Here is a 22,022-nt window from a genome sequence, read left to right on the forward strand (position 1 = left end):
CACCGATCCATGCTCGCCAACCTGACCGCCTACCTCATCACCTCCGCCGCCCGCCTGATCACGGGCGCCCGCGCCCTGTGGCTGGGTTGCACGCCGCTGCCAGTGCAGCGCCTGTACTTCGCCAACCACAGTAGCCACGGTGACTTCGTATTGCTGTGGGCTTCACTGCCGCAGCCCTTGCGCAAACGCACCCGCCCGGTGGCCGGCGCGGACTACTGGGCCAAGCCGGGCATCCGCGATTTTCTCATTCGCAAGGTGTTCAACGGCGTATTGATCGACCGCCAACGCAGCGAAGGGCAAGGCAGCCCGCTACAGCCGATCCTTGAAGCCGTGGCCCAAGGCGACTCGCTGATCTTCTTCCCGGAAGGCACGCGTAACCTGGGTGACGAGCCACTGATGCCGTTCAGGAGCGGGTTGTACCACCTGGCCGCGGCCCATCCCGATGTCGAGCTGGTACCGGTATGGATCGCCAACCTCAACCGCGTGATGCCCAAGGGCCGTGCCCTGCCCCTGCCGTTGCTGTGCACACTGAGCTTTGGCGAACCACTGCACCTGCACGCTGACGAAAGCAAGCAGGCCTTTCTCGAGCGGGCCAGCCAGGCCCTGCTGAACCTGGCCCCGAAGGATGCCTGAGATGGACGACAACACCCTTTCCCTGTTCGCCGGCATCGGCGCCCTGCTGCTGCTCGCCAGCGTGACCGGCCGCCTGCTCAAGTGGCGCGCCGGCCCGGCGCCACACGCGGTAATCGACAACCTCAACGCCCGCATCAACGCCTGGTGGGTGATGGTGCTGGTAATCGGCATTGCCTTCCTGTTCGGTAAATACGGCGTGATCGTGCTGTTCTATGGTGTGTCGTTCTACGCCCTGCGCGAGTTCATGACCCTCACCCCGACCCGGCGCAGCGACTACCCGGCGCTGGTGGCAGCGTTTTATGTGGCACTGCCGGTGCAGTACGTGCTGATCGCCATGGACTGGTACGGCCTGTTCAGCATCTTCATCCCGGTGTACCTGTTCCTGCTGCTGCCGATTTTGGCCAGCTTCGGCGGCGATACCACGCGCTTTCTCGAACGTGCGTCGAAGGTGCAGTGGGGGCTGATGATCGCGGTGTACTGCGTATCGTCGGTGCCCGCCTTGATGACCCTGGACATCCCCGGCTACGAGGGGCGGAACCTGCTGCTGATCGCCTGGTTGATCCTGGTGGTGCAGATCAGCGACGTGCTGCAGTACGTGTGCGGCAAGCTGTTTGGCAAGCACAAGGTGGCCCCCAACCTGTCACCGTCCAAGACCGTAGAAGGGTTGGCCGGCGGCGTGGCACTGGCCACCCTGATCGGCGCCCTGTTGTGCTGGATCACCCCGTTCACCTTCTGGCAGGCCGCGCTGATGGCGTTGGCGGTCAACGCCATGGGCTTCTTCGGCGGGCTGGTGATGTCGGCGATCAAGCGCGACCGCGGGGTGAAGGACTGGGGCCACATGATCGAAGGCCACGGCGGCATGCTCGATCGCATGGACTCGGTGTGCTTTGCCGCGCCAGTGTTCTTCCACTTTGTGCGGTACTGGTGGGCGTAGCGAATATCAAACGTCTGGCATAGCGCGACCAGACAGCTGGACGTCGAGCCCAGGCAACTGCGGCTCGGCCGATGGCCCTATGGTGACCCGTCATTCAGCCAGTCACCAGGAGTTGCCACATGTCCGATTTCATCACCGTCCTGCGCGAAACCTGCCCGACGCCGGTCGTGGACGCCACCAAGTGGAAGCGCATCGGCGGCGATCCGCACACCGTCAACCTCAATGCCTACCTGTCGGCCGACGGCAGCAAGATCATGGGCACCTGGATCTGCACCCCGGGCAAGTTCGAGGTCAACTACGAGAAGTGGGAGTTCTGCCACTTCCTCGCTTAGTTAAACCAAAAATATCCCAAAACCACCAAAAATACGTTATCAACTTGTTTTTCTTGAGCTTTTTTTGGGAAGAATTCTAGGATACCCAAACGTCCTTTTCCTAAATCGAAGCCACCGGTAAGGCCCTTTGCTACTCTCCCCTCTCCAAGGTCAACACTTTTTCAATCGCATCTCTGAATCCCGGTTTTTGAATGATGCGGCCCTTGGAGTCCGAAACCTCGCCACGAGGCCCGATTATCTGTCCCATCTGACGCAGATTATCCTCATCGATTGCAAACCTCAGCGCCGATATTTCAACCTCCCTCAGCCGAAAGTATGTTTCAGGTGTTTTTCCTTCAACCGCACCTAAAAAAATGGGCGTCATGCCACTAGAAAGCTGTCGACGCATCTTTGATTTTAACGCCTTCAACTCCTTTACCAGCAAAGAAACATTTAACTTCAGCACCGGATCTTCGATACTCAAGACCCAAGATAATGCATCAGAGAATTGATGCGTTGGAGCTGGCATCGATGCTTGTTTCCAAGCATGGATTAGCAATCTGTAATGTTCCCCTGTCGGATTCACAATCGATTTTTCACTGGGTACTGCCAACCCGCGAGCTTGTCCCATAGCCAGCAGAGCTCTGTATGAGAAGTCCTTTACCTCAAGGCTCGCAGCAATCTTACAAGCTTCGTTGATCGCCTCCAGACTTCGACGACGTCGAGAGTCACTTGCTTCGAATATCAACCTTTCAAATACCACTTCTGGAAGCTCACTCGTCATTCTCGTCTCCATGCGCACCAGAGGTAAGCGATACGTAATTCGAAAAAATCGCCTTGATTTCGGATGTTATGGGAGTCAAACCAGCTTGATATTCATCAACATCCAATATCATTAACTTCCCTGAGATCAAATTATCGATTCTTTCCCAAGAATGCAGACGACTCATCAGCAACGAATTTAACTGATTGCATGCAGCAAGCTTTTGCGCATTTGTAAGCTTATACATTGCTGGCCGCAACCCGTTATTAGCTGCCATCCTGTCGATCATTTCTGAAATCAATGGTAAGGCACGAGATGGGTTCGCAGATCTGTAAATAGTTGCATTTTGACAGATTTCGGATAGCAGATGGTAGGTCGACTCTGAGGCCCTGAAGCTCATCTCCTTCAGGTCTTCCGAGACAACTAACTTAAGCTCTGCCTCACTATTTTCTGACTCAGTGTGATCTATTGCTTTTACGCAATCCATTACGTAGCGATTAACAGCCCCATAGTCACGTAACAACACTTCGAGCTTTGCTGCACTTTGTTGCTGTTGAGCGACTGAACGTTTACGGTCCAGCTCCCGATCAAAAGATAGATCTTTGATGCTCGCATCGTACCAGGCGCTTTCCAACTCATCCAGTTCAGCTGTATAAGCTTGATATCTACCGCTTTCATCATGAATTTCAAGAGCCATCTCATTCGCCAATGAAACCAATCCTCCTAAGAATGCTATCCCTGAAACAAAGAAACGGCAACGAGGACAATTTTTCTGTCCTAAATACCCAGCTTCAACTGCGGCATATACATTCTCAATGAGATCACCACCTATATTGCAGGCGGCAGCCGACATCGGGCATATTCCCCAATCAAAAATTACGTTTGCAGATTTTGTCGATGATTTTTCGAAAAAAATTCTATTCCCGTCAGTTGCAATCAAATTCCTAGCTTGCGATTGCAAGCCATTGGCAAGCACGTTTCGCACCAAATCATCACAGGCGGTATATTCAGCACGCTTCTCGGCCTCTTGCATAGGCCTCCGCATTTGGTGTTCCTTAAGACTCACATAGTGAATGGTCATGACGAGCGCTGCATGCCCAACCAGCTTCGACACTATATGTATCGGCGCATCCCCGTCCGCTATATAGGCGGTGATGAGGCTAACCCTCAAGCAGTGAGGAGTGTAGTCACTTAGGTAACGAGGTCCGTACTGACTGTTTTTCCTGGCTAGATCTTCCCCACCCCGTTGAATGAGATAAAGTAGCTTAGGCAATGTGGTCTGGAAGGCCGTTGCCGTTGTAATAGGCTGACCCGTTTTATCTTGTCGAAAAAGAAAGCATTGGCTACCCCGAGATTTCAAAATCTCACTATTGACCTCTGTGTGTGTTTTTATCGAAGTCCATGGCGTTGGGTAATCAAGCGGTGCATATCTTTCCTGCCAGTCCCTCAATACCAACAACCAATACGCCAAATCCTCTGGAATCCATTCGACTTCGTATCCTTTATCACGAGCACCAGTTTTATTGGTTGTGCAATAGAACTTCGGATATCCATTTACTCCTTTTTGAACTGCCGCCTGAGGTGTACTGTTCCTGGTGCCACGCGAAGCAAGATGCCCAGTATTCTTCCTCCACTCAATTGTACCAGTTTCCATGTCAACAACTCCTACCTCTCGGTCAGCCTCTCCGCTATCCAGCCACAGAATCTGTTGCCCCCGTAAGGGAAACCTTAGCAAGGTATAAAGCGCTACAAATCGAACCGGAGACCATACCTGATACACAACTACTCTACGCCGTTTCCCATCAACAACCCGCTCAATTCGCTCAAGCTTTCGCCATACCGTATGAGGATCATCGACATCAATTTTCGAAAATTGGACATCAAGCCAATCTCCGCGGCTATCGAAGAACTCTTGGAGATGCTCTAACTGGCTTAGGGACACGCGTCGTGATAGGGACATCTCATAATCAGGAACGAGGTAGTTTCTAGCTCTCAAAATATACTCGTAACCAAGCGAGGGTTTATTCGTCTGACCTAGTTTAGAATAGCCCAAACCTTTGGCAAATCCGGCTAGGATGCTAGAAAACGGATTTCTGAAGTCGTTTAGTACGACGCTCTCATACCCATCGACATCTGTACATTCTTCGTCGAGAACCCACTGAAAAAATGTCGAAATTGACGTGTGTATCTGCTGCCTCAGCGACTCTGCCTGAGACTCAATCAATGATATATACAGCGCAGCATTAAACTTATTAGCCCTTAATAATAAAAATTTTGGATCATCAGGTAAATTTAATTCGTGGAAATATCCGTTTATCAGCACCCTCAACGCCATGCGACGTATTGCATAATTTGTTTGAAATCTCAAATATTTCTCATATACATCGCACAAGCATGGGTAGCTATCTGAATAATCAGGAGCTATTTCCAGCGAAAGAAAGTCTTGTATACTGATCCAGCCTTTGTGCTTGAAGGCTCGATAGGGAGCACTCGGCAGCCGAGGATCCTGCTTATATCCGTCTCTATACTCGGCATATGACTTAAATCCAAAATTTGCGACAGCTTTTTTTGCTTCTTCATATGTTTTGTAATTCCTGTCGCGCTCAACCCCAAGGAAATTTGGCCATCCTGGCCATGGAAGAAAGTGACTCTTAGGATCGCACGGAAGACGAGTATCCAGTTTATATTTAGCTCTATAGTCAGACGCACTTATTATCCCCAACCGCTTAGCAGCGGCGCTAGCCTCGGCCAAATCACTATAAAAAAGCGGCTTAAAGAAACGAAACAAAAACTTCCAACTGACCCAGCCTTTAGAAGCGTACTCCGACCAAGGCGCACAGGGTAATTTTTTGTCTTCCTTACGCCTAACCAAATACTCTTTTTTACTCGTAATTCCCAATTTATGCACCGCCTGCTCCATCTCTGAATAGGTCGGATAAAATTTAGACTTCTGCCTATCAAAAAAATCATACCAATTAGTCCAGCCGCGGCCAGAATAAGCCTTTTCAGGGCTAGATGGGAGCCGGGGATCTTCGTAATATCTTTTCCGATAATCCGGAACACTCACAATCCCCAGCTTTTTTGTCGCTTGCTTAGCCTCTTCATAGCTCGCGTATATAGCAACCAGCTCATCTGAAAGGAACGCCCCCCACCCTTCCCAACCTGTTTTCGCGTAGACTTCATTTGGATTACACCTCAGTTTTTTATCGGCTAAGTAACGGTTTTTATATTCTTTCCTGTTGTGTACGCCTAGCCTTCTAGCTGCGCTTTTTGCTTCTTCATAGGTTGGATAAGCTTTCTCATAATCGTCCTGGAAGAAATGCCTCCAAGATTTGCATTCATCGTAATACCGTACGGGATCTGAAGGCAGGCGTGAGTCTTCCTTATAACGAGCCACGTATTCTTGCTGAGTTGAAACACCTAGAAACCTCGCTGCAGCCTGAGCTTGCGACAACGATTCGTATAAGTCTGGCTTTGCCTTATTCAGAAACACATACCAACAATCCCATCCTTTCCCCGCAAAGAAAACTGGGGGATTTGATGGCAATCCCGGATGCTCCTTGTATCGACTCCTATATTGACCGGCAGTACATATGTCAAGCGCGGCAATTATTTGACAAGCCTCATCATAGCTACAATAAGATTCTTTTGGCATCTTTACTCTCATGCACTTTAGTTTATTGCGGCGGCGAACGTAAAGCGTAGTTCAATATATCGCCACTTTCCACCACTCTCAGACCATTTGTAAATGGCAGGCTAGAAACATCGACCATCTGAGCTGATAACCAGATAAAAATACAGCTTAATGTTCACCTTCATTTGGATAGCCCCAGACAGAGATTCGCAAACAGGCATATTAATGTCGGGCACAGACATCTCTCATCTGACGTATTTTGTGATGCTACTAAAACATCATCACCACACGAACATATTCTATGAAAGACCTAATCGTTGTACTGCGCGACACCTCCCCTTTACCAGTTCTTGACGCATGCACCTGGGAACGGCTATCAGGCGAACCTCACACTGTCAATCTGAACTCGTACACATCGGAAGATGGATCGAAGATAATGGGCACATGGATATGCACGCCCGGTAAATGGCGCGTGGCCTATACCAAATGGGAGTACTGCGACTTCCAAGAAGGTTATTGCGTGATTACCCCCGATGGTAAGCAGCCACTTCACCTCAAAGCAGGCGACAAATTTATTATTGAGCCTGGCTTTTCCGGAACTTGGGAAGTAGTAGAGACCGTACGCAAATATTTTGTATTCTCTTAAATGTCAAATGGCAGCGCCGCGCCATCGCGTCGGCGCATGACCATGATCGCGGATCTGAAGGACGAACAGACGTCACGCCTTCGAATTCTGCCAAGCGGGACATAGATGCGGAAGACTTTGTGCGGTGCAACCTCACGACTGGCTCAGTGTTGAGTGAAGATGGCCCGGGAGGAACAGGGCGATCTTCTGGAGCTGACTCAAGCCTGAGGAGGCCTGTTGTAAACCACTTTTTTTCACTGTAAACCACAGTGGTTTACAGTGAAAAAAAGTGGTTTACAACGTAGCTACGACACGCGCTCTGGCGACTCCCCAGGCCAACGCGCTCGTCATTGATTCGTTCGGCCGGGTGTCGAACGCTTCCTCATACAGCGCGGTTCCCGACGGCGCGTACACACCGATAAACAGCTGCGTTGCGCCTATCCGCGAAAGCCTTACCTGCACGTCGAGATAAGATCCGTCATTCAGGATCTCTTCGTGGGTCCGGTGATGAAGCGTAGGATCTGCCCAGCTCCAATAAACATCTCCGCGCAAACGCATGCAGCCCCCTGCAACCGATGGATAGCGATGGATAGCGATGGATTCCAAGCTAGCCAAAGCGAGGCGGCAATCAAGCCGATCTAAGCTGTTTGTGAGTCGCGCCCGACAAGTGACCACCTTGGAGTGACTTCGAACAGCCCCAATCGATTACGCAAAGCAGAAGACTCACGACGCGGTCCGATTGATCAGCGAGACGGTCGGGAGGGTTTGCACACAGCCAAAAAAAAGCAGCTCCCGAGAGCTGCTTTTTTCTTACTCCCCCTTTTTGTGCTTGTGGGGTTTCAGGTCCGGATGGTCCTTCTGCTTTTCAGGGGTGACTCGCTGCCTTTTGTCCGGAGTGCCATCTTCATTGGTGCGCTTTGGGCCTGGCTTGATGCTCATGCAAAACTTCCTTTTCCGCTTGGGTTGTTGAATGCAGCTATGTAATTAGTCCAGCTTCTCTCAGCTGTCAAAGCAGGCTGGTGCAGAACCGCCTGGCCGATGATCCGGTCCACATCGAACATTCAGAGGCCAGAATAAGAGCCTCCGACAACGGGCTTGCAAGGGGCTGTGAAATCCAGCGCTGAGCGATACGAAGACGTCTGGACGTTCATCATGCCGAGCACGGTGTGGAACAGGTTGTCGTGGCTCAGCGGTGACGTGGTTTGAGCTTTCAAACAACCCACGTTGACCTTTTCGCTCTTCGCGAGCGAGTCAGACATCCAAAGTACCAACGGCACCTTTGTTTGCTCGTCAGGAGCCATCGCGTAAGGCAGCCCGTGCAGATAGAGCCCACCCTCCCCCAGCGATTCGCCATGGTCCGAAACGTACATCAGCGCAGTGTCGAACTTGGTGTTGGCCGCCAGGATATCGATGAGATTTGCAGTCACATAATCGGTGTAGAGGATTGAGTTGTCGTAGGCATTGACCACCTCCTCCTGCTTACATTTGTCGAGCTCGTTGGTCTCGCACACCGGTGCGAATTTCTTGAATTGCGAGGGGTAGCGCTTGTAGTAGGCCGGGCCGTGACTGCCTTTGTAGTGGAGCACCAGGACAGCATCGCCTTCCTGGCGCTTGATGAAGTCTTGCATCTCCGTGAGCAGCACCCCGTCCTTACACTCCTCGCTGGTGCACAGTTGGGAATCCGCGTGAGAGGCAGCCTTGTGGTTGGGAACCCTGTCGCAGACCCCTTTGCACCCCGAGTTGTTGTCAGTCCACATGACACTGATGCCAGCGCGTTGAAGCACGTCGAGCAGCCCTTCTCGGCTCTTGGCCAAGCCATCTTTGTACTGGGCCTTACCCACGTCCAGGAACATGCATGGCAGCGAGACCGCGGTAGCGGTACCGCAGGAGCTCACGTTCGTGAAGCTAATGACATTTCGCTTTTCTAGTTCCGGATTCGTTTCACGGGAGTAGCCGTTGAGGGAGAAGTTGGCGGAGCGAGCGGTCTCTCCTACTGCCAGTACCAGCAGCCTGGGTTTACGAGCCGCACCCTGTCGATTAACTACCGCATCAGTACCAATGGCCGTCAGCGTTTTAGGTGAGGCCAGCTGACGCTTCAGGTATCCATGGCCAGCCGCAAACAAGTTGGTAGGTACCAGGATCAGCCGGATCTCCCGATTATTGCGCAGCAAGGAGGCATACGACTGGTACTGACTCAACGCGATGCCAGATAAGGTCAACAGAGCGAGCGACAGAGCAATGAACCTGCTGACCAAAGCTTTGGCCCAAGACTTGCGCCGGAGGGGAACCCGGGCGATCAGGTAGACGGGCAACACCCCAACCATTGCGACCCAAAGACCGAGCTTCCAATTCAGCAGCTCGGTTGCCTCAGCGACGTCGGTCTCCACAACGTTGGTGAACATTGTGTAATCGATCACGATGCCGTAGGCATTCATGAAGTAACTCGCGAAAGACGCGCTGATCAGTACCAGACACAGCAAGGGTTTGGCCAGCCGCCCCCATGACAGCAAGCTCAGCACGGAAAACACCCACGCGAACACTATGACTGGGAGGCTAGCCGCTAGCAGCCAGTTCACTTCGTCGGTTTTGAATACCAGCTTCCAGAGCACATTCCAGAGCTCAGCATTCGCGAATAGCAGTAACCAAAAAGTTACCAGGCCGATTAGCAGATTAGTACTGATTCCTTCCTGCCGGGCATTGCGAATAGCAAAGATCCATTTGCTTAACAGGGTGTAAACAATGGATTTTGAATGTGTCATTATCAAACTCTGAGAGGCTGCTTATCCATGGCGTTCGCTATGGAGTTAGCGGGAGCAGCTATGCAAACCATCGACAGATGCTGAGCGATTGCGCAATGTGCGGAGCGCCAGAGGCCTTAGGTCCCTTGGCGTTGGAGACGCTTAGAATGTGTGAGGCATAGGGATAAAAGAGAAATAAATCTTGCTGAGCGCATTATTTCTGGCACTTGATAACGACACGATGACCTCGTGATTACAATGCTGACAGAAATACAATAACTGCTGTTTTGATTGCCATGATTCGCGCTATGATCAAAATTAGGGGAGCACTGCCCATTCAGCGCAGAGCACCGCTCAGCTAGATAAATTTAACTTCACAAACAAAACGGCTTTGTTTTGTCGTAGGCTAATTCTGAACTTTCACTTGAACTTATAAGTCTTTCTTGCGAGCAGAACATTATTTTCAACTTTTGCTCGTTAATATGTCACCCATCAATGAGGGGCGAATACCATGAGCTTTTTCAAAAATTTCCTGGGCGGACACCATGGCCGTGGAAACCACGGCGGAGGCAAGCACCACAGCGGAGGACATGGGGCCGAGCAATATGACCGCCATGGCCGGCAGCAGGGCTGCGACGGCGGCAACCAGGTGTATGACGGCGGGCGCCCTGCCACTCCAGCCCCCATTAAAGATCTGCAGGCCTGCAGACAGTGCCGGACGGCCAACGATGCGTCAGCACGCTTTTGTCTAAACTGCGGAACACCACTATCGAGTGGTTGCACCGCCTGCGGCTCGTTGCTGAGTGCAGGAGCAAGATTTTGCAGCCAGTGTGGCCAAGCGACGCTCTGAGGCTAGGCAGACAGGAAGGCCAACGAGACCACAACCCTGCGCAAGGAGAAATACGTGGGTTCAAATCATGACCATGGCAGCGCTGCAGTACGCGAGGGGCATCAGAAGAAGCTAATCATGGCGCTCGCCTTGACTGGCAGCTTCATGATTGCAGAAGTGATCGGTGCGTGGATTACCGGCAGCCTGGCGCTGCTGTCGGACGCATCTCACATGTTCACAGATACTGCCGCCTTGGCGATATCACTGATTGCACTTCAGATAGCCAAGCGGCCGGCGGATCAAAAAAGAACCTTCGGCTATGCGCGTCTGGAGATTCTGGCTTCGACGTTCAATGCCGTGCTGCTCTTTCTCGTGGCGATGTACATCTTGTACGAGGCCTACCAGCGCTTCTTCATGCCGGCGGAGATCGCTACCGGAGCGATGATGTGGATCGCAATCGCCGGCCTGATCATCAACCTAATCTCGATGCGCCTTCTGGCATCAGCGAGCAACGAAAGCCTCAACGTCAAAGGAGCCTACCTCGAAGTTTGGAGCGACATGCTCGGCTCGCTAGGCGTAATCATCGCGGCGCTCATCATCCGCTTCACCGGCTGGACCTGGGTCGACACGATTGTCGCTGTGGCAATCGGCCTTTGGGTACTGCCGCGGACGTGGCAGCTGCTTCGCGAAAGCCTGGAAATCCTCATGGAGGGTGTGCCGAGGGGGCTCGACGTTACGGCAATCGAGGCCACGATCCTCGGGGTAGATGGCGTCACGGACGTACATGACTTGCACGTCTGGGCCGTCAGCAGTGGCAGCAACGTGATGACGTCGCACGTTGTAATACGGGATTCTGCAGATGGGGATGCTGTGTTGGCGGCCGTCGTGGAAGCTGTCAGCGATGCATTTGAAATCCATCACTGCACCATCCAGATCGAGCGGGCAGCTTTCCACGAGAGCGTTCCCTCGCCTTCGCACTGATCGATCGGTAAACACCATGCAAACACATCACCCTCCTGGCTGAGGGTGATGCTGCAATAGAAATGCGGTGAGGGATGGCGTAAACGGCAGGAGCGCTTCGAGAGGGGTTGGTGAATGGCTTCGCCTGCCCCCTTCCACAACCTCCAGAAGGCTCAGCGATGGCTTGGATCATCACGAAGTACCTACTCACTGCCGGTATAGTGATTCTCGTATCAGAGCTGGCGAAACGCAGTGACAAGCTGGGCGGCCTGGTCGCCGCCCTACCCTTGGTCACGGTGTTGACGCTGGTCTGGCTCTATTTGGAGAACCAGAGCATGGAGAAGATCTCCAACCATGCCTGGTACACGTTCTGGTACGTGCTTCCGACCCTGCCGATGTTTATCGCTTTTCCGTTGCTGCTACCTAAGCTCGGCTTTTGGCCGACACTGATCAGCAGCATCCTCATCACAATGGCCAGCTTCGGGGGCTTCGTCATACTGCTGCGCCGGTTCGGCATTGAGCTTCTATGATCCGGTGGCCGTAGGGATCATCTTGATGAGTCTTAACGGCTATTAACGCACTCGCCCTTCACCAGGTAGCGAACCATGTGCAGTTCGCCTTTCGAGTCTTCGTAGGTCATCATGCTTCTTACATTCCCGCAGTACCGCACGCTGGGTGATACATACACCAACTTACCAACGTCCAGGTCCATGCCGTAGGCGTAGTCTTCTAGTTGAGGCATGGGCTTTTTTACGCGTTGAGCATAATCCGCAGTAGCCTCTCTAGCAGAACGCTCTATGCGTTGATTGATCTCCATACCGCTTTGGGCATTGGCTGTTAGTGATGTTAAGAGCATAAACACGGCGATCGCTGATACAGTAGTGTTCATAAGAAGTCCCTTAATAAAAAAGCGCCCGTAGGGGGGCGCTAAAATTCACCTACCAAAGGAGCGTATGGTTTACAGGTGAATGCACTGGCGCGAACAACTGCTCGATGCTCTTGCCAAGCTGCTTTGAAATGAGACATTTTCCAAAGCAGCGATGCCTCTTCCGCTCCCCTTAAACTAGCAAAGGAGGCTAACACCAAGATGATCGCGCAATTACAATTTGGACATGTAATAGATTGTAAGATAATTATTCGAGAGAATATCGAATCGCCACGTGAACTAATTTGCAGAAAGGCGCTGCGGTTTGCGGCCGTGCATGGGGTCTGCCTGCGTGGCGCCCTCGACCCAAGGCCAGTACCAGTCCTTGTAAGCTAACGACCGAAATGCTGCCTGTCCTGGCCGATCCCACCTGCCAGGCGAATCTGTCATACACCGCCGCAGGCCCCAGAATCCGCTATGCTTAGGGGTGGAGCCTGCATGACTGTCAGAAATCTTGCGGCTACATTACAAATTTGTAGGATTTCGCCGCGGCCAGCTTCTTCGCGTTAAGATTCAAGCGTCTTCAGGTGACCCGGCGTATGGACAGAGGTAGCGACTACCACATGCCATACCCTCAGCCAAACTTTCGAACAGCCTGCAACCATAATCTTGGCGGATTAGGCCAACTCCTTCCTCACACCTTGAGATAAGTTATGCGCGTTCTAGTTGTGGAAGACGAAATTAAAACTGCCGAATATCTTCAGCAGGGCCTATCCGAAAGCGGGTATGTCGTAGATATCGTGCACAACGGTGTAGATGCCCTGCACTTGTTCAACACTAATGTCTATTCGTTGGTCCTCCTGGACGTGAACCTCCCGGGTATCGACGGTTGGGACCTGCTGGAAACCATCAGGAAAACCAGCCGGGTTCGCATCATCATGCTGACCGCCCGCGGTCGCATCAATGACAAGCTCAAGGGCTTGGACGGCGGCGCGGATGACTACCTCGTGAAGCCCTTCGAATTTCCAGAGTTGCTTGCTCGCATCCGCTCGCTGCAGCGCCGTGGCGATGAATTAGTCGAGAAGAGCTCACTTAAAATTGCAGACCTGGAACTCGACTCGGTGCGCCACCGGGTCTTCCGCGGCGGCACTCGCATCGATCTCACTACCAAGGAGTTTGCGCTCCTGCACCTGCTCATGAGCAGAACGGGCGAAGCGCTGACTCGTTCCCAAATCATCTCGTTGGTGTGGGATATGAATTTCGACTGCGACACCAATGTCATCGATGTCGCCATCCGGCGCTTGCGCTCGAAAATCGATGACCCGTTTGAAACCAAGCTCATTCACACGCTTCGTGGCGTTGGGTACGTTTTTGAGGAACGCGCATGAGGCCATTCAGCCTGGCTGCAAAGCTGGGGTTAAAAGTTGGGTTGATGAGCGCAGCATTGCTGCTTCTGTTCGCCACCTTCGGCTATCTGATGGTTGGCAAGGCTCTGGAAAGAAATGCCAGAGCGGATCTGGAAGTAAAGATGGCGGGGATGGCGCACAACCTGTCCACCATCCCGGACATCTCCGGCGTCAACGCGGATGCGCATCAGCTTGTCGATTTGGTCATGGGCCACAACAACCTGTATGTGAGCATATTCGACACCTCACAGAATCAGACTCCCCTGCTCTCGATTGGCTCGAAACAGGTCAATCTGGAGGTGCACAAGTTTCAGCCGGCAGCCCAGCCCAAAGAGCACGAATGGCGGGATACGCAGGACCGTCCTTTGCTAAGTGCTTCTCGGATCATGCGCTTGGGAGATGGAACAGAGGTCAGCGTCTATATGACCATGGACCAGTCATCCAGTGAGGCACTGCTTGATGCGTTGCTGACTTGGGCCTTGATGATGTCTCCCGTCATCCTCGCGCTGATCCTGGCCATTGGCTGGTGGACTGTGCGCAGAGGCCTGCTGCCGCTGACCAAGTTCCTCAAGATCGCGTCGAAGATCTCAACCGAGAGCCTCGACCATCGCCTTCCAACTGATGGGATGCCGGCAGAACTCAAAATGCTCGCCGACGGGATTAACATCATGCTGGCTCGCCTGGATGATGGGGTTCAGCAGCTATCGCAGTTCTCTGACGACCTCGCTCACGAACTACGGGCACCGCTCTCCAACCTGATGGGCAAGGCCCAGGTTGCCTTGACCAGAGAGCGATCACTTTCCGAGTACCGGGAGGTTCTGGAGTCGTGCACAGAAGAGTTGGACCGCATGAGCCGCATGGTTTCCGACATGCTGTTCTTGGCCCAGGTCAGTCACCCAGCATCCATGGTGGAATTCGAACCCGTGTCCCTGGTCGACGAGGTTCAGCGCGTGTGCGACCTCTTCAGCATTTCGGCAGAGGAAGGCGAGATCCAGTTGCAGATCTCTGGTAGTGATGATGTGGTACGCGGGAACCGTCTGATGGTTCAACGGGCCGTCTCGAACCTCGTGTCGAATGCGATCCGCTACTGCCCTCGCGGCCGCACGGTCTACGTGAAGGTACAGCATAGTGCGAGCGGTACGACGTTGAGTGTTGGAAACCCCGGCCGCGGGATCGCCAAGGAACACCATGCGCACTTGTTTGAGCGGTTCTACCGCGTGGACAAGAGCCGAGCACGGAGCGAAGGCGGTACCGGTCTTGGCTTGGCCATCGTGCAGTCGATCATGAGCCTGCACCAAGGGTCGGCGAGCGTGGAGGTGACCGAAGAAAACTTCACCTGGTTCCACCTTCACTTTCCTGCAGCCCAGTTGATGCAGCCGGCAATGAACGCTGCTTAAACCGCGCAGACATGAATAGGCCCGTCCATCGACGGGCCTTTTTGTTTGCCTCAATGCATCAGTGCCGGAGGACCACAGGGTCCATGGGCGACCGCAGAATCACCGACTTGATGATCTTCTGCTCGTCAGGATTGGCATTCTTCCACAGGTGGGAGAAGTACTGAGCATTCACTTTCTCTTGAGCACTTACGCTGCCGGCGGCATCGATCAGGCGCATGGTCGAGTAGACACAGATCAGCGCGAGAATGAAGAACGCCGTGGCGACCACCATCACATAACGCTTGGCCAGCACCGGAGCACGCTTGAGCTCCTGGATAGAGGCATCCGCAGCCTTTGTCGCTGCTGTAAGCTCCGAGATCAGTGGCTGGATGGCGGTGTCGACTCCCCGGCATGCAGCTGAATACGCTGAAGCAGCGGCGCGCAAGGCAACCTCTTCCGCGTTCGACCAAGCCTTCTCCGCCTTTCGCACCTCCTCCTGAATCTGCCGGCCGACAGCGCCCACCTGCTCCACCAGTTCGTTCGACCTCTCCAGAACAGCGCTGGAGGTGCGCGTCTGCGAGGTCAGCTCATCGAGCTGGACAGTGAGTTTTTCAGTGCAGCGGCGAAAGTCACCGATAGCAACTGCCCAGGGCTCTATGTCATTCATGGCTATCTCCTAGGGCGGCCAACAACGCCGCGCTGAATTAACGCGCTAGATATCAAAATTGTAATTTAAGATAAAATTCGAAGTCGCCCTCGACAGTGCCGAGATAGACATGATCCTTCCAGATTTGAGGATTTAACGCATCCTATCTGCAGCCAAAATTACGGAATTGTAATTATTGACTCACCTTGTCGTTAGCTTCGCGTTCCTAAACTACAAACCAACAAAGGCCGCTATTCAGGCAGGCCTAGTATGAACCGAGGTTCACAATGAAATTTGTCAAATCTATCGCTATTGGCAGCCTGCTGCTGGGTCTCATGGGTACCGCTTACGCTGAAGGCGGCTTCGAGCGAGCGAAACAGTTCAACGAGAACTTCCGAACCGAACAGGCTCGCCTATGGAGCGATGACTCTTCGGACCAGAACAAACAACAAGTCGCTCAAGAGCAAAAGAAAGAAAGCAAGGATGGTAAGGAACAAGCCGACAATTAATCGGCGGTTAAATAGGACTTCAAATGACGAAAGTAATCGACAAAAAAGCCAGGGTAAAACCTGGTTTTTTTGTGCATGGAATTTAGCCTTCGTTCTTGCGAGGCGTTCCCACATTGCTTTCTCCAGCCAGACCCTCGGCACCTTGTTCGGTGCGTTTCCAATGGCACAGCAGGAGCTGGCTAGCGTTCGCTTCCGTGATCGCTGTGCAAGCCAGATCAGCAGGCATTCCATCCTTGCTATCTCTCAAGCGCCTGGACAGGTAGAACGAGCCATCCCGCGGCCACTTGGCAGAATCCTTGAGGTTCTCGGACTTCCCGCTGCTGTAAAACTCCGACGAATAAGAGCGGCGGCCAGGATAGATCAAGGGAGCGGAATGAGCAGACTGCACATTGAGCCAAGCTTGAACGACATCTCGCTGATTCTGAGGGCGCTCCTCTAGTACCCCGGCGTAGATGATGCCCGCACCGCTGATTGGCAACACCAATGCGCTCGCAGCGGCAGCCCAGGTGGTCTTCGGGCCAACTTCGCTGACCCGTGCAGACAGCAGCAATGCCCACGCTGGCAGCGCGGGTAGCAGGTAGGTCCACAGAATGTTGCCTGCAAATGTGAAGAAGACTGGTGTCGCCAAGGCCCACAGCCAGAGGTAGGCTTCGAAGCGCTGCATCGATCCACGCTTGCGGATCAACAGTGGTAGAAACAAGGCCCATGGCAGTAGCGACAATCCGAGCTGGATCCAGATGCTGCCGTACGGCTTGGCATGTGCACTACCATAGAGGTCCCCTGCCCAGTTACTGACGACGTAGCGGCTCCAGTGCTCACCAACGAAGAAGTACTCCATGAAGCCGGGCGTTTTCATCTCGGCCGCGACATACCATGGCACGGATATCCCGACACTTTGGTTGGTACTGATAGTCACACCACCATGATCAACGGTATCGGCGTTCTAGGTTGGGGCGTTGGCGGCATCGAGGCCGAGGCCGGCATGCTCGGCCAGCCCGTGTACATGCTGATGCCTGACGTTGTGGGGGTCGAGCTCAAGGGACAGCTGCGCCCTGGCGTAACCGCTACGGATGCGGTGTTGCTGATTACCCAGACGCTGCGCGGCGCAAAGGTAGTCGGTAAGTTGGTTGAGTTCTATGGTGAAGGTGCTTGCTCGCTGAGCGCTACCGACCGTGCAACGATTGCCAACATGGCTCCTGAGTACGGAGCGACTACCGGCTTCTTCCCCGTCGACGAGAAGACGCTCGACTACTACGCCCAGACTGGGCGTAGTGATAAGCAAATCGAGCTCATAGGTAGTTACTTCAAGGCGCAAGGGCTGTTCGGGTCACCAGCGAACGGCTCGATCGACTACTCCCAGGTCATCGTAATTGACCTAGACGGTATTCAACCTTGTGTTTCTGGGCCTAAACGACCGCAGGATCGGATCGATCTTGGCGCGCTTGGCAACCGCTTTGACGAAGTAATGCAGCAGGATGCGAAAAGCGGTGGCTATGCAAAGAGCGCTGATCAGCTTCAGGAGCGTTATTCGGTACGTGCTCATGATGCAGCAGGCATCGCCCACGACTATGAGATCGGGCATGATGACGTATTGGTGGCTGCGATCACTTCCTGCACCAATACCTCCAATCCAGAACTTCTGATCGCCGCGGGCTTACTGGCTCGCAAGGCTGTACGCCGCGGCCTTAAGGCCAAGCCCTGGGTCAAAACGCTCTTCACGCCTGGCTCTCGTGTGGTAACCGCCTACCTCCAGGATGCAGGCTTGATTGAGCCGTTGAGCCAGCTCGGCTTCGACATCGCCGCTTACGGCTGCGGCGCATGCGTTGGAAACATTGGCCCGCTTGACCCAGCACTGGAGAAGGTCGTGGTTGGCCAGGATCTTGTGTGCAGTGCCGTGCTATCCGGAAACCGAAACTTCGAGGCACGGATCCACGGCAACCTACGTGCAAACTTCTTGGCTAGCCCGCCTTTGGTGATCGCCTTTGCATTGGTAGGGAGCACGCGCCGCGACCTGATGAGCGAGCCATTAGGCTTCGATCCAGATGGCATTCCGGTGATGCTTCACGAGCTATGGCCGAGCAACGATGAAATCAAAGCGCTGTCGGTCAAAGCCGCCAATCCGCATCTGTACAAGGAATGGTACGCGGACCTCACTCGCGACCACGACTTGTGGAATGACATCGTCTCCGCCACCGGTGACGTCTATGACTGGCCTACTTCGACCTACGCTGCTGAGCCAGACTTCTTCGATACCCGTCTCGCCGGCACGCCCATCCGCAACGCTCGCGCCTTGGCGATTCTGGGAGACTCCATTACCACGGATCACATCAGTCCGGCCGGATCTATTACTGAGGATTCCAGCGCCGGTCGCTGGCTCGCCGAGCATGGTGTGAAGCCTCAGGACTTCAATACCTACGGCGCCCGACGTGGTCACTTTGAGGTGATGGTGCGCGGCACCTTCGCCAATGTGCGCCTGAAGAATTTGATGCTGTCAGTCAAGGCTGACGGCGGTGCTGATGAGGGTCCATACACATTGCTGCAACCGACTGGCGAGCGGACCACACTGTTCGATGCCTCTCGTCATTACTTGGAACAGGACGTACCAACACTGATTTTCGCCGGCGAGGAATATGGTACCGGCTCCAGTCGCGACTGGGCTGCGAAGGGCACCCGACTGTTGGGCGTACGCGCCGTAATCGCTAAGAGCTTCGAGCGTATTCATCGCAACAACCTGGCAGGCCTAGGAGTGCTGCCGTTGCAATTCCGTGCTGGTGACGACGCCCGCAGCTTGCACTTGGATGGCACGGAGACGTTCGATCTGCTGAAGATTGAGCAAGGTGTTAAGCCGGGACAGGACGTGATTCTGCGCATCACTCGTCGCGATGGCAGCCAACAGAATGTGTCGCTACTGGCTCGCATCGATACAGCCATTGAGGCCGTCTACTTCCAAAATGGCGGCATCCTGCCTTATGTACTCGACAGCCTGACCGGGCTTGCCTCCACTAATTTGTACAAGAGCAGTGCGATCCAACCACCCCAATAACAGCTGGTGGCAGCTTCAAACTAAAGTCCGAGTTCGGCCAAGCTTCTGCCGAGCTCGGTTGGGCACCAACGTCTCCAATGCGTATCAATTCAGGTGTTTCAGCACTGAGCGCTGCTGCAGCTTCCCTGCCACAGACTCATTTCAAAACCCAGTGATCAGGCGACTTTACGGTAGGCCAACAGGCGCAAGGCGTTGAATACGACCAAAAGCGTGGAGCCCTCATGGATGGCAACGGCGGCACCAATGCTCAAACCCATGATGGTTGACGGAACCAAGATGGCCACAATCCCCAAGCTGACGAACAGGTTCTGGCGGATGATCGACCGCGTGTGACGGCTCAGCCCCACCGCAAAGGGGAGTTGCCTGATGTCGTCAGCCATGAGGGCGATATCAGCCGTTTCCAGAGCCACATCGGATCCGGCAGCTCCCATTGCAATGCCCACGCTTGAGTTGGCCATTGCAGGGGCATCATTCACGCCGTCACCCACCATAGCGACACTGGAGCTAAGGCGGAGGTTCTTGATGGCTTTGACCTTGTCCTCCGGCATCAGGTCTCCCCACGCTTCATCCAAGCCAACTTGTCTTGCTACCGCTTCCGCAACCCGGTTGTGGTCACCAGAAATCATGACCATACGGCCGATGCCCATCTCTCTGAGTTTTTGGAGCGCCTCTTTGGCTCCCTCTCGGGGGGTATCCAATAACCCGATAGCGCCCAGATCCTTGTCGGCGCGACGTACCACCATGGTAGTGCGGCCCGACTGACGCAGACGCTCTGCAGCCTCCAAGGCTGCTTTGCTCAGCGCGGGAACACCATCAGTACCGAACATCTCGACCTTGCCAATCCATACGAACTGCCCATCAAGCTCAGCACGCACGCCGCGACCAATCATGTTGCTCATGTTCTTGGCTTGGAATCGGCGCCGTGTGCCAATCATTTCTTCACCGTCACGCACAATTGCCGCAGCCAGCGGGTGGTCGCTCATCGACTCCACAGCGATGGCGACGTTTAGTAAATCCTCAATCTGCGTACCGCCCACGGGTATTACATCGGTGATGCGTGGGCGCCCTTCGGTCAGGGTACCGGTCTTGTCGAATGCCATGGCATTCAAGGAACCAAGCTCTTCAAGCGGCGCACCGCCCTTGATCAATACCCCACCACGGGCTGCCCTGGCGATGCCCGATAGAATGGCGCTTGGTGTTGCGATCGCAAGCGCGCAGGGGCTGGCTGCAACCAGTACGGCCATCGCCCGGTAGAACGAGTCACGGAACGGCTCGTCAAGGAAAATGCCGGCAAACATCAGCCCCACCACCAGCAGCAGAACTAACGGGACGAATACACGTTGGAAGCGGTCCGTGAATCGCTGAGTCGGTGATTTCCTGACTTCAGCTTCACTGACCATCTTGATGACCCGCGCCAGGGTACTTTCCGTGGAGCGCCGTGTTACCTCAACCTCGATGAGCGTTTCGCCATTGATGGTACCGGCGAAGACTTTCGAGGTAGCCTCCACGGCATCTGGTTTGCTGCGGGCGAGTTCGGCATCAGCGACAGGCTGCTTGTCCACGGGGACGCTCTCACCGGTCACTGGCGCCTGGTTGATGCTTGAGGAGCCTACGACTACAAAACCATCGGCCGGCAGGCGATCATTGGGGCGCACGATGACAACGTCACCGGGAACCAGCAGCTCCACGGGTATTTCCGCAGTGCCATTTGCTCTGCGTACGATCGCGGTGGCCGGTGCGAGCTTGGACAGTGCCTCAATCGCTTTCTTGGCCCGCCCCATCGCGTAGCTTTCCAGGGAATGCCCCAGACTGAACAGGAACAGCAGCAGAGCCCCCTCCGCCCAGGCGCCAATGCTTGCAGCACCGGCTGCGGCGAGAAGCATCAGCGAGTCGATCTCGAAGCGTTTCTTGCGGATGTTGTTGATCGCTTCTTTGGTGGTGAACCATCCACCGAACACGTAGGCCGACACATACAGAATCAGGGGCAGACGATCAGTCAGGCCAAGTTTTCCAGCAAGGGCTCCGGCACCCAGGAGAGCACCACAGATCAGCGCGAAAATCAGCTCGGTGTTCATGCCAAAAATGCCGCCATGCTCATGGCTATGACCTTCATGCCCGGCTTGGTCATCAGGGCGTTCAAGCAAACTCTTCATAACTCGTCCCTTCTGGAGTCAAGGCTTCCAATTGCCCTCTGCAGTTGGGAGCCGTCGCTGTTGGTTAGCTAAGATTTATTGCACGGCTTGCCTGGGCCTAGGCGTTAACATTTCGAACCTATGGAGGCATCGGGCGTAATAAAAAATGCCAGGCACTGCCTGGCATTTAGGAATTCTCTAATTGTTCTGTTCAAATCGATTACTACTTGTTGCTGATACATTGCGAATACATTGAGTAACGAACAGTCTTGAGCGTGCCCTGGGAGTCCTCGAAGGTCATCAACCGTGGGTAAACCTGGCAGGTACGGGGGTCCTGCGACTGACGTACGAACTTGGCAACGTCTATCTTCATGCCATATTTGTAATCCTGGATCTCTGGCATTGGCTTGCCATTTTTCTCCGCGTATTTGGCCACTGCGGTCTGGTGTTCCTTAGTGTATTGCAGCTGCTTGCTCTCGGAAAAAGTGTTGGCCTGCGAAGCCACCGAGAAAACAACAAGTGCAGCAGCGATAATTAGCTTTTTCATAAAAACCTCTCAAATTCAAATCTTCTCGGGCGTAACCTTAGCAATGCATAGGCATCACCGGCATGACGAGA

The 22,022-nt window shown here is 53.9% G+C and carries 19 protein-coding genes and 2 pseudogenes; 11 read left to right on the forward strand and 10 right to left on the reverse strand.

The features are described 5' to 3' along the window. Window positions 1-9: 9 nt before the first annotated feature. From CKW35_RS13465 to CKW35_RS13475, 3 genes and pseudogenes are all read left to right on the forward strand, one after another. Window positions 10-633 (forward strand): lysophospholipid acyltransferase family protein, encoded by a 624-nt coding sequence (locus CKW35_RS13465; protein WP_016489123.1) that lies wholly within the window; start codon window positions 10-12, stop codon window positions 631-633. Between the two features lies 1 nt (window position 634). After that, entirely contained in the window at window positions 635-1,567 is a 933-nt protein-coding gene (locus tag CKW35_RS13470; RefSeq protein WP_016489124.1) for a phosphatidate cytidylyltransferase, read from the forward strand. A 119-nt stretch (window positions 1,568-1,686) separates the two neighbouring features. Further along, window positions 1,687-1,893, forward strand: a pseudogene (locus CKW35_RS13475) (cupin domain-containing protein); the annotation flags it as partial. 136 nt (window positions 1,894-2,029) lie between these two features. On the opposite strand, the gene gmtX reads toward CKW35_RS13475, so the two are convergent. Beyond that, window positions 2,030-2,662, reverse strand: coding sequence for a gamma-mobile-trio protein GmtX (gmtX, locus tag CKW35_RS13480; RefSeq protein WP_049696531.1), 633 nt, complete (start codon window positions 2,660-2,662; stop codon window positions 2,030-2,032). Further along, window positions 2,652-6,296, reverse strand: coding sequence for a VPA1269 family protein (locus tag CKW35_RS13485; protein ID WP_159971676.1), 3,645 nt, complete (start codon window positions 6,294-6,296; stop codon window positions 2,652-2,654). Before CKW35_RS13485 ends, gmtX begins: the two co-directional genes overlap by 11 nt. A 280-nt stretch (window positions 6,297-6,576) precedes the next feature. Between CKW35_RS13485 and CKW35_RS13490 the strand changes: the two genes are divergently transcribed. Beyond that, a complete protein-coding gene (locus tag CKW35_RS13490) occupies window positions 6,577-6,921 on the forward strand; it encodes a cupin domain-containing protein (protein WP_080992906.1) in 345 nt (114 codons plus the stop codon). A gap of 273 nt (window positions 6,922-7,194) precedes the next feature. Here the strand turns inward: CKW35_RS13490 and CKW35_RS28580 are convergent, their stop codons facing one another. The 3 genes from CKW35_RS28580 to CKW35_RS13500 form a co-directional block, all read right to left on the reverse strand. After that, entirely contained in the window at window positions 7,195-7,458 is a 264-nt protein-coding gene (locus CKW35_RS28580) for a hypothetical protein (protein ID WP_049696532.1), read from the reverse strand. 252 nt (window positions 7,459-7,710) lie between these two features. Next, entirely contained in the window at window positions 7,711-7,839 is a 129-nt protein-coding gene (locus tag CKW35_RS28585) for a hypothetical protein (protein WP_003253468.1), read from the reverse strand. A 122-nt stretch (window positions 7,840-7,961) separates the two neighbouring features. Continuing rightward, window positions 7,962-9,659: a phosphoethanolamine transferase gene (locus tag CKW35_RS13500; RefSeq protein ID WP_049696533.1), complete on the reverse strand. Its 1,698-nt coding sequence runs from the start codon at window positions 9,657-9,659 to the stop codon at window positions 7,962-7,964. Window positions 9,660-10,149: 490 nt separating this feature from the next. Here CKW35_RS13500 and CKW35_RS13505 point away from each other — a divergent pair, with 490 nt between their 5' ends. From CKW35_RS13505 to CKW35_RS13515, 3 genes are all read left to right on the forward strand, one after another. Continuing rightward, window positions 10,150-10,488 (forward strand): zinc ribbon domain-containing protein, encoded by a 339-nt coding sequence (locus CKW35_RS13505; protein ID WP_080992907.1) that lies wholly within the window; start codon window positions 10,150-10,152, stop codon window positions 10,486-10,488. 54 nt (window positions 10,489-10,542) lie between these two features. Continuing rightward, a complete protein-coding gene (locus CKW35_RS13510) occupies window positions 10,543-11,448 on the forward strand; it encodes a cation diffusion facilitator family transporter (RefSeq protein ID WP_049696535.1) in 906 nt (301 codons plus the stop codon). A 158-nt stretch (window positions 11,449-11,606) separates the two neighbouring features. Next, the gene (locus CKW35_RS13515) at window positions 11,607-11,957 is read left to right on the forward strand and encodes a DUF3147 family protein (protein WP_049696536.1); all 351 of its coding nucleotides are present in this window, start codon (window positions 11,607-11,609) and stop codon (window positions 11,955-11,957) included. A gap of 32 nt (window positions 11,958-11,989) precedes the next feature. On the opposite strand, the gene CKW35_RS13520 is transcribed toward CKW35_RS13515, so the two are convergent. Beyond that, the gene (locus CKW35_RS13520) at window positions 11,990-12,316 is read right to left on the reverse strand and encodes a DUF2790 domain-containing protein (RefSeq protein WP_049696537.1); all 327 of its coding nucleotides are present in this window, start codon (window positions 12,314-12,316) and stop codon (window positions 11,990-11,992) included. A gap of 689 nt (window positions 12,317-13,005) precedes the next feature. Between CKW35_RS13520 and CKW35_RS13525 the strand changes: the two genes are divergently transcribed. Together CKW35_RS13525 and CKW35_RS13530 are read left to right on the forward strand one after the other, a co-directional pair. Further along, window positions 13,006-13,680, forward strand: a complete 675-nt coding sequence (locus CKW35_RS13525) for a heavy metal response regulator transcription factor (protein WP_003253457.1) — start codon at window positions 13,006-13,008, stop codon at window positions 13,678-13,680. Next, on the forward strand, window positions 13,677-15,095 hold the full coding sequence (locus CKW35_RS13530; RefSeq protein ID WP_049696538.1) for a heavy metal sensor histidine kinase: 1,419 nt from the start codon (window positions 13,677-13,679) through the stop codon (window positions 15,093-15,095). Before CKW35_RS13525 ends, CKW35_RS13530 begins: the two co-directional genes overlap by 4 nt. A gap of 58 nt (window positions 15,096-15,153) precedes the next feature. Here the strand turns inward: CKW35_RS13530 and CKW35_RS13535 are convergent, their stop codons facing one another. After that, entirely contained in the window at window positions 15,154-15,741 is a 588-nt protein-coding gene (locus tag CKW35_RS13535) for a hypothetical protein (RefSeq protein ID WP_049696539.1), read from the reverse strand. A gap of 266 nt (window positions 15,742-16,007) precedes the next feature. Here CKW35_RS13535 and CKW35_RS13540 point away from each other — a divergent pair, with 266 nt between their 5' ends. Further along, window positions 16,008-16,229, forward strand: a complete 222-nt coding sequence (locus tag CKW35_RS13540; protein ID WP_003253450.1) for a hypothetical protein — start codon at window positions 16,008-16,010, stop codon at window positions 16,227-16,229. An 82-nt stretch (window positions 16,230-16,311) separates the two neighbouring features. Here CKW35_RS13540 and CKW35_RS13545 read toward each other — a convergent pair. Next, window positions 16,312-17,118 (reverse strand): annotated as a pseudogene (locus CKW35_RS13545) (phospholipid carrier-dependent glycosyltransferase); the annotation flags it as partial. 33 nt (window positions 17,119-17,151) lie between these two features. Between CKW35_RS13545 and CKW35_RS13550 the strand changes: the two are divergent. Beyond that, on the forward strand, window positions 17,152-19,272 hold the full coding sequence (locus tag CKW35_RS13550) for an aconitate hydratase (RefSeq protein ID WP_230382524.1): 2,121 nt from the start codon (window positions 17,152-17,154) through the stop codon (window positions 19,270-19,272). 155 nt (window positions 19,273-19,427) lie between these two features. Here CKW35_RS13550 and CKW35_RS13555 read toward each other — a convergent pair whose 3' ends face one another. Beyond that, entirely contained in the window at window positions 19,428-21,425 is a 1,998-nt protein-coding gene (locus tag CKW35_RS13555) for a heavy metal translocating P-type ATPase (protein ID WP_049696540.1), read from the reverse strand. Between the two features lie 202 nt (window positions 21,426-21,627). Then, complete coding sequence (locus CKW35_RS13560; RefSeq protein ID WP_049696541.1) at window positions 21,628-21,951, reverse strand: DUF2790 domain-containing protein; 324 nt, start codon at window positions 21,949-21,951, stop codon at window positions 21,628-21,630. Between the last annotated feature and the right edge of the window lie 71 nt (window positions 21,952-22,022).

This window comes from Pseudomonas sp. Irchel 3F3 (assembly GCF_900187545.1).
Lineage (GTDB): Bacteria > Pseudomonadota > Gammaproteobacteria > Pseudomonadales > Pseudomonadaceae > Aquipseudomonas > Aquipseudomonas fortuita.